Origin of the sequence: Bordetella sp. (assembly GCF_051960075.1) — a bacterium.
Classification (GTDB): domain Bacteria; phylum Pseudomonadota; class Gammaproteobacteria; order Burkholderiales; family Burkholderiaceae_B; genus Bordetella.
Genome location: NZ_JBQCER010000009.1, coordinates 22,413 through 30,997, shown reverse-complemented (window position 1 = coordinate 30,997; position 8,585 = coordinate 22,413). Strand labels below are relative to the sequence as shown.

The 8,585-nt window shown below is 65.4% G+C and carries 7 protein-coding genes; all 7 read right to left on the bottom strand.

Features of this window, described 5'->3' with window-relative positions:
• Positions 1-603: ABC transporter ATP-binding protein (locus ACTHJ1_RS01035; RefSeq protein ID WP_440186516.1), on the bottom strand; the 603-nt coding region annotated here is incomplete at its 3' end.
• Between the two features lie 40 nt (positions 604-643).
• Complete coding sequence (locus tag ACTHJ1_RS01030; protein ID WP_440186514.1) at positions 644-1,486, bottom strand: ABC transporter permease; 843 nt, start codon at positions 1,484-1,486, stop codon at positions 644-646.
• A complete protein-coding gene (locus ACTHJ1_RS01025) occupies positions 1,483-2,373 on the bottom strand; it encodes an ABC transporter permease (protein ID WP_440186512.1) in 891 nt (296 codons plus the stop codon). The genes ACTHJ1_RS01030 and ACTHJ1_RS01025 overlap by 4 nt, the downstream gene beginning before the upstream one ends.
• A gap of 4 nt (positions 2,374-2,377) precedes the next feature.
• Positions 2,378-3,472 carry an extracellular solute-binding protein gene (locus ACTHJ1_RS01020; protein ID WP_440186510.1) on the bottom strand — a complete coding sequence of 365 codons (1,095 nt, stop codon included), beginning with the start codon at positions 3,470-3,472 and terminating at the stop codon, positions 2,378-2,380.
• A 135-nt stretch (positions 3,473-3,607) separates the two neighbouring features.
• Positions 3,608-5,071 (bottom strand): aldehyde dehydrogenase family protein, encoded by a 1,464-nt coding sequence (locus ACTHJ1_RS01015; protein ID WP_440186508.1) that lies wholly within the window; start codon positions 5,069-5,071, stop codon positions 3,608-3,610.
• A complete protein-coding gene (locus ACTHJ1_RS01010; RefSeq protein WP_440186506.1) occupies positions 5,068-6,759 on the bottom strand; it encodes a 5-guanidino-2-oxopentanoate decarboxylase in 1,692 nt (563 codons plus the stop codon). Before ACTHJ1_RS01010 ends, ACTHJ1_RS01015 begins: the two co-directional genes overlap by 4 nt.
• A gap of 350 nt (positions 6,760-7,109) precedes the next feature.
• Positions 7,110-8,573 (bottom strand): NAD-dependent succinate-semialdehyde dehydrogenase, encoded by a 1,464-nt coding sequence (locus tag ACTHJ1_RS01005; protein ID WP_440186504.1) that lies wholly within the window; start codon positions 8,571-8,573, stop codon positions 7,110-7,112.
• Positions 8,574-8,585 lie beyond the last annotated feature (12 nt).

Sequence of the window (8,585 nt, the reverse complement as noted above, 5' to 3'; positions counted from 1 at the left end):
GGCCATCGTCATCGCTTCGCGCTGATCGTGCGTCACCATGATGGTAGTGATGCCCAGGCGCTGCTGCAGCAGCCGGATTTCGACCTGCATGGCTTCGCGCAGCTTGGCGTCCAGCGCAGAAAGCGGTTCGTCCAACAGCAGCAGGCGCGGCGATGCGGCAATGGCGCGTGCGATCGCGACGCGCTGACGCTGTCCGCCCGACAATTGCGTGACCAGTCGATCCGCCATATGCGGCAGCTGGATCATGTCGAGCAGTTCGGCCACGCGACGCGTTCGCGCCGCCGCGTCTATCTTGCGCAGTTTTAGCGGATACGCGATGTTCTGCGCCACGGTCATGTGCGGGAACAGCGCGAGCGACTGGAACACCATGCCGAAGTTGCGCCGGTTCGCGGGAACGCGCAGCAGATCTTCTCCGGCCAAGGTCATCGAGCCGGAGGTGGGCGTTTCGAGCCCGGCGATCATGCGCATGAGGGTGGTCTTGCCGCAACCCGAAGGACCGAGAAAGCAGACCAGTTTGCCGTCGGGAATGGAAAGGTTGACGCGATCGACGGCGCAGGCTTCGTTAAAGCGCTTGGTCACGTCCTGGAGTATCAGCTGGGTCATGGTCGTCGTATCTCGGTCGGGAGTCGTGCGCCGGGTCTGTTCAGATCGCGATGCCGCTGTCGCCCATCAGCTTCTCGAGCATCCAGATCAGCGCAAAGTCGATCGCGACGGTGAACACGGCGAAGGAGAACACCGTGGGGTCGAGCGCAGACACGGTTCGGCTATAGAGCCACACCGGCAGCGTCGTGGTGTTGATGTCATAGAGAAAGAAAGTCACTGTGAATTCGTTGAACGACACAATGAAGGCAAACAGCATGCCGGCAAGAATGCCGGGCCGCATGAGCGGCAGGACGACGTCAAGCAGCGCGCGATACGGACCCGCGCCCATGAGGCAGGCTGCCTCCTCGAACTCCGGGCCGATGGCGGCAACCGACGCCGTGCAGTTCTTGATCGTGAATGGCAGCGTGAGAATCACGTGGGCGATGATCAAGCGCATCATGCCCAGTTCGACGGGCAAGGCGTTGAACACGATCAGCAGCGCCAGGCCGAGCATGACGAGCGGATAGACGATAGGCAGCGCGATGAGCTGCTCGACGAAGGGCTTGCCTCGAAAGCGGTGGCGCGACAGCGCGTAGGAGGCGGGCACGGCGACCGCGGTCGAGACCAGCATGGTTGCGATCGCCACGATCAGGCTCGTCGTGAGCGCGGTGCCCATGGACAGCGGGTCGCTGGCATCGGGCGACACGAACGTGTGCCAGGCGGCTCGGTACCAGCGCAGGCCGAGATGGGCGGGTGGAAAGTCGAGCGTGGACGTGGTGCCGAACGACATCACGATTAAGGTGAGTATGGGCAAAGCGGCCAGGAACAGCACCAGGGTCGCGAGCAGCCCGGTGGAGCGGCCCAGACGGCCGGGCAAGGCTGCGCGCAGCAGAAGGCGAGTCATCGGCGAACCTCCTGCAGGCGATGCGTCAGGCGCTGCGAGAGGCCGAGAACGGCAAAGACCGCGACGATCAGGACCACGCCCGAGGCCGATGCCGCCGGCCAGTTCAGCAGCGGGGCGATCTGGTCGTGCACGTAGATCGCCAGCATGGGCACGCGCCGCCCGCCCAGCAGTAGCGGCACGGCGAAGGCGCTGGCGTTGTAGGCGAAGACCAGCAGCGCGCCGGACACGATGCCGGGCGCCGCCAGCGGCAGGATCACGTGGATGAGGGCCTGCCGGCGCGATGCGCCCATCGTGGCCGCGGCTTCGTCGAAGGTGCGCGGCACCGCGCGCAGCGCACTGGACATGGGCAGGACGGCAAGCGGAAAGGCGGTCTGTATCAGGCCGAGCAACACCCCCTGCTCACGATATAGCCACATCACGGGACGCCGGGCGAGACCGAGAGCCTGCAGTCCATGATTGAGCAACCCCGCAGGGCCGAGGATGACGAGCCAGCCGTACCCCTGCAGCAGCAGATTGACGAGCAGCGGCAGCAGTACGCAGGCGAGCATGAGCCGGCGCGCGAGCCGCGATTCGGTTCGGGCCATGGCGAGCGCGACCGGGGTCGCGATCGCCATGGCGCACACCATACTCTCGAACGCCAGCCGCAGCGTGAGCCACAGCGACCTGAGGAAGTACGGATCCGCAAGGTCGGTGTAGTTGCGCAGCGTGTAGCTGTGCCACTCGCTGTTGGGCACGCCCAGGCTCATGCGCAGCACGACGAGCGAGGCGGCGACCAGCACAGCGAGCAGGGCCAGAACCGGCGCGAGCAGCAGCCACGGCGAGATGCCGGGCAACCCTGAAGGGCTTGTTGCGGCTGGCTGCGCAGCCGGGGCGGCGATGGCGGACATGGACTCAGGCCGAGAACAGACTGGTATAGCGCTTGATCCAGTCGGCTTGCACGACGGCCAGCGCCTTGTCGTCATGCAATATGGCCTTCTCGGCGATCTGTCTGGGCGTGGGCACGAACGCCTGGCTCGCGGCGGGGATGACCGCCTTGCCGTTGACGGGTCCGTTGAGCACGTCGGCGGCCATGCGGCCCTGCACTTGCGGATCGAGTGTGTGATTGACGAAGGCGTGGATCAGGTCGAGGTCGCCCGGATGCGCTTTGGGGACCACGCTGAACATGAGCTGGGTTGCGAAGCCCTCCTTCATGCCATAGGTGATGCCCATGTTGTACTCGGGCTTGCGGATCTGCTCGGGGAAGAACGCGGCCGAATAGATGCCGCCGATGTCGAGCGACTTGGTGCGGAACAGGTCGGCGATCTGGTTCGGGTTTTCCCCGAGCGTCATCACCCGGTCCTTCAGCTCGGCGAGCTTCTTGAAGCCCGGTTCGATGTTCTGCTGCGAACCGCCCGCCAGTTTCGCCGCGATGATGGTCAGGTCGACCGCCTCGGCCCATTCCGGCGGCGGCAGAAAGAGCTTGCCCGCGTATTTCGAGTCCCACAAAGCCTCGTAGCTGGCCGGCGGCGTTTTCACGGTGGCGGTGTTGTAGACCAGCCCGTCAGACCACAGCAGATAGCCGATGCCGAAACCGTCCGCGCCGGTGCGGTATTGCTGCGGTACGTCCTTCAGGTTCGGCAGGCGATCCAGATCGGGTTTGGCGAGCAGGCCCGCATCGGCAAGGCCGGAAGCGCCGACGCCGGCGAGCGTGATCACGTCATAGGTAGGCCGGTCGCCGGCGGCCTTGACTTTGGCGACCATGCCCGAGGTGCCGTCCGCGCGGTCTGCGATGACCTTTGCGCCCGTGGCCTTGCTGAACGTCTCCGCGATATTGCGCAGAGCGGCCGTGCCGGTGTCGTCCGACCACGTCAACAGGCGCAGCGTCTTTCCCGAGAAACTGCTTTGCGCTTTGGCGGTATGAATGAAGGGAAGAGACAGAGTCGAGGCAGCAAACGTCGCGCCTAAGGCTTTCATGGCCTGTCTTCTTCCTGGTTTGAAACTTTGCATGATCATCTCCAATTAAAGGATGTTGCTGCGCAAGGCTATCGATAGCTCCCCCGCAGCGCGGGGTGAAACAAAAACGCATTCGAACTGCATGACCGAGGCGATCGGATTGCTCCATGGCGTGCGCCACGGGGCCGATCAGGCCGGTCGTATCACTTGCTTGATTTCTTGAAAGGCGGCCAGGCCGAATGGCCCGAGCTCCCGCCCCAGGCTGCTCTGTTTGTATCCGCCCCATGACGCTTGCGGAAAAATCACCTGCGGCGTGTTGACCCAGACCACGCCCGCTTCGAGCGCCGCGGTCATGCGTGCGCCCCGCTCGGCATCGCCGGTCACCACGGAGGCCACCAAGCCGTATCGGGTGTCGTTGGCGGACTCGATCGCATCGGTCTCGGTCTCGAATGTGCTTACGCAGAGCACCGGGCCGAAAATCTCTTCGCGCCACAACGCGCTGTCGATCGGCACGTCGGAGAAGATCGTCGGGCGTATGAAATATCCCGGTCCTGCAACCGCATCGCCTCCCGCCACTATTCGCGCGCCGCTTCGGCGGCCCTCGGCAATGGCTCGGAGAACGCGTTCGTATTGCATGCGGTTCGTGATCGGACCCATCTGAACGTCCGGTGCGAACGGATCGCCGACGCAAAGTTCTTCTGCGCGCCGGGCCAGGCGTTCAAGGAGCGTCGCGGCGATGGGTTTCTGCACGAGAACGCGCGACGTGGCCGAGCACATCTGCCCTGCGTTGAAGAAGCCGCCGCCCATGACCAGATCGACTGCGAGGTCGAGATCGGCGTCGGCGAAAACGACGATCGAGGATTTGCCGCCCAGCTCGAGACCGACGCCCTTGACGGTGTCGGCGGCGGTCTTCATGACCTGGATGCCGACGGCCGTGCTGCCCGTGAACGAGACTTTCGCAACCGTGGGGTGCGCTGCCAGTGGCGCGCCGACGTCGGTGCCCGTACCGGTAAGGACATTGAGCACGCCTGGTGGCAGGCCGGCCTCGAGAGCGATGGCGGCAAGCTCCAGTTCGGGCAGCGGCGTGATTTCGGACGGTTTGAGCACGACCGTACAGCCCGCCGCGAGGGCCGGGGCGAGCTTCCATGCGGTCGTCACCATGGGAAAGTTCCACGGCACGATAAGCGCGGCCACGCCTGCGGGTTCGCGTCGGATCCAGGCGCGGAAATCCGCGCTCGGCAGATCGACTTCGGACACGCCCGAGGTATCGAGCTGCTCGGCCAGGCCTGCGTAATAGTCGAACGTGGCGACAACGTCGCCCACGTCGATCTCGGCTTCGGCGAGCGGTTTGCCATTGTTCAGCGACTGCAGCGCGGCGAGCCGTTCGTGCCGTGCCTGGATGCCGCGCGCGATGGCGCGCAGAAGCGCCCCGCGTTGCGCGCCGCTCGTGTTCTTCCAGGTGGCGAAGGCCCGTGCGGCGGCCTGCACCGCGCGGTCGACATCGGCCTTGTCCGCCATGTCGACCTGGGCGATGACGGCTTCCGTCGAAGGGTTGATCACGTCCAGGCATCGGCCGGCGGTGCCGGCGCACCAGACGCCGTCGATGAGCAGCTGCGTGCGCAGAGGCGGATCGAAATGCTGAGGTGCCGTCATGCTCGTGCTCCCATCTTGGCAAACCAGTCGGCTTCGCGTATTTCGATGACCGTGGGCAAGCTGGCGACAGCCGCTTCGTTCAGCGTCGCGGCGAGCGCAGCGGGGTCGTCGGCGGTGCGGGCTACGCAGCCGAAGCCGCGTGCCAGCGTGATGAAATCGGGGGTGTAGGGATCGACGCCGACCGGCGTGATGCCGCGTGCGACCATATATTTGCGGATCTCGCCGTAACCGGAGTTGTTCCAGACGACGACGATGACGGGCGCGCCGGCCTCGACCGCGCTGGCCAGTTCGGGCAGCGTGAATTGCAGTCCGCCGTCGCCGATCAGGCAGACCACGGGCCGATGCGGCGCCGCGAGCTTGGCGCCGATCGCGGCGGGCAGCCCGTAGCCGAGCGTGCCGTAGCCGGTGGACGAGTTGAACCAGGAGCGAGGCGCGGCCGCGTCGTGGGTGAGATTGCCCACGTAGGTGGGACTGGTCGAATCCCCCACAATGATCACGCCGGGCAGCGCCGTAGTCAGCGTCTCGATCAGCGCGGCCTGCGCGCGGGACGGCGCATCGTAATCGGCATCGATTTTTGCCCGCACGTCTGCGACGCGCGCGGCGCCCCAGACAGCGCTTTCGACCGCGGAATGCGATCCGAGCGCGCGGACCAAACCGGTGAGCGCCGCCTTCGCATCGCCGACAATGGCCTTGTCGGGCCGGAAATTGCGCATCAACTGTCCGGCATCGATGTCGATTCGTATCAGATGACCCTCGATCGCGAAGCCGCCGTCGAAGACGGTGTCGTAGTCGGTTTCGCCCAGTTCGGTGCCGATCGCGAGCACCACGTCGGCATCGCGCACCAGCTCGCGGGTTTGGGGCAGCGACTGGGTCGACCCCAGCAACAACGGATGGCCGCAGGGCAACAGACCCTTTGCGTTGATGGTGAGCGCGACAGGCGCCTGCAGGCGTTCGGCGAGTGCGCGCAGCGGTTCGCCTGCGTCCACGGCGCCGCCGCCCGCCAGGATCAGCGGCCGCTTGGCGCCGGCCAGGCGGCCGGCTGCTGCCGCAATCGCCTCGGCATCGGGTGCCGGCCGCGTTGCTGCTGCCGCCGGTGCGTTGGCCAATGCGCCGGCCGGCGACACGATAACGTCCAGTGGAATCTCGATATGCACGGGACGCGGCCGCGCGCTGCCGAAGACGGCGAACGCGCGCGCCAGGACCTGCGGCAGATCGGCTGCGTCGAGCAGCGTATGCGAGAAGGCGGTCAGGCCGGCGAATAGTTCGCGCTGCGACGGCAGTTCGTGCAGCCGTCCGTCGCCGCTGCCCAGCTCGCGCCGCGCGTTGACGCTGGAGATCACGAGCATGGGGATCGAGTCGGCGTAGGCCTGCGCCATCGCCGTGGCGATATTGGTCATGCCCGGCCCGGTGATGATGAAACAGACGCCTGGCTTGCCGGTGACGCGGGCATAGCCGTCCGCCATGAAGCCTGCGCCCTGTTCGTGGCGCGGCGTGACGTGCCGGATCGACGACGCAGCCAGGCCCCTGTACAACTCTATCGTATGCACGCCGGGAATGCCGAACACATAATCGACGCCGTAGCGTTCGAGCAATGTGACGAGGGACTCGCCGCAAGTGGGCGCGGCGCCGGGCGTGTGCCGGCGCACGGGGGCTTCATCCTGGCAGGGGTAGAAGGTCGGGGAAGTCATCGATCGCTGCTCTGATTCCGAGGTAGAGAAGGTTTGCCTTGCTAGGCAGCCTGGTTCGAATCATTGTCAGTGTTGCCACAGACGGTAAACAATCGATTAGTTCTCATGGCAGGCATGCATTTTTTGCATGCCTGCCCGCGCTGCCTCTGACAAGTCCCGGGCAAGGCCCGGGCGCCATGCGTTGCTATGGGTGTAAATACTAGGTGCATCGCGCTGCACCGGACGCACAGTCCGGCTGCGCCAACGCTGCGAGGACTCGAAAAAGCACCTCGAAAAAAGAGCCGCTTGCGCGGCTCCCGAAGATGTCTGTCGTTGAGGCCGGGAAAAGCGGCCGCCCGATGCGTGCAGGCTTACTTGCCCAGGTCAATGCACAAGTATTTGACCTCGAGATAGTCCTCGATACCGTACTTCGACCCCTCGCGTCCCAGGCCGGACTGCTTGACGCCGCCGAACGGCCCGACCTCGTTGGAGATAATGCCCGTGTTGATGCCCACGATGCCGTACTCCAGCGCTTCCGATACTCGCCACACCCGCGCGTAATCGCGCGTGTACAGATAGGCGGCCAGGCCGAAGATGGTTTCGTTGGCCATCTGCAGCGCTTCTTGCTCGGTCTCGAACCTGAACAGCGGCGCCACCGGTCCGAAGGTCTCTTCGGTTGCCACCTTCATGGCCTGCGTCACGTCGCGCAGGATGGTCGGCTCGAAGAACGTGCCGCCCAACGCGTGGGGCTTGCCGCCCGTGACTACCTTGGCCCCCTTGGCCGTGGCGTCGGCGATGTGCTCCTTGACCTTGGCGATGGCCGCTTGGTCGATCAACGGCCCCTGATTCACGCCGGTGTCGAAGCCGTTGCCCACCTTGAGCGTGGACTGAACCTTCGCGGTCAGGCGCTCGACGATTTCTTCATAAATGCCCGACTGGATGTAGATGCGGTTGGCGCAGACGCAGGTCTGGCCGGCATTGCGGTATTTCGAGGCGAGTATGCCTTCGACGGCCGCTTCGGGGTCGGCGTCGTCGAACACCAGGAAGGGCGCGTTGCCGCCGAGTTCCAGCGACAGCTTCTTGATGGTGGGCGCACATTGCTTCATCAGCAGGCGGCCCACTTCGGTGGAACCCGTAAAGCTGAGTTTGCGCACGATGTCGCTCTCGCACAGCGCGGCGCCGATCTCGGGCGCGTCGCCCGTGATCACATGCAAGACGCCCTTGGGCACGCCGGCCTCTTCGGCCAGCACGGCCAGGGCCAGGGCCGACAGCGGCGTCTGCTCGGCGGGCTTGAGCACCATGGCGCAGCCGGCGGCCAGGGCCGGGCCGGCCTTGCGGGTGATCATGGCGGCCGGGAAATTCCAGGGCGTGATGGCGGCGGTGACGCCGATGGGCTGCTTGAGTGTCATCAGGCGCTGGCCCGTTTTGGGGCTTTGCAGCACGTCGCCGTCGATGCGCTTGGCCTGCTCGCCGAACCATTCCAGGAACGAGGCGGCATAAGCGATTTCTCCGGCGGCCTCGGCCAGGGGCTTACCTTGTTCCGCCGTCATGATGACGGCCAGGTCCTGCTGGTTGGCCATCATGAGCTGGGCCCATTTGAGCATCACAGCGGCGCGTTCCTTGGCCGTTCTGGCGGCCCACTGCGTCTGCGCGGCTTTGGCGCTGGCGATGGCACGTTCGGTTTCACCGCGGCCCAGCATGGGCACCGAGACGATCACCTGCGCAGTGGCCGGATTGACGACGGGGAAGCTCGTGCTGCCCTTGACCCATTGGCCGTCGATATAGCAGGCATCGCGCAGCAGGTCGGGGCGCTTGAGATCGAGTTGGGATGACATGGGTTAGCCTCT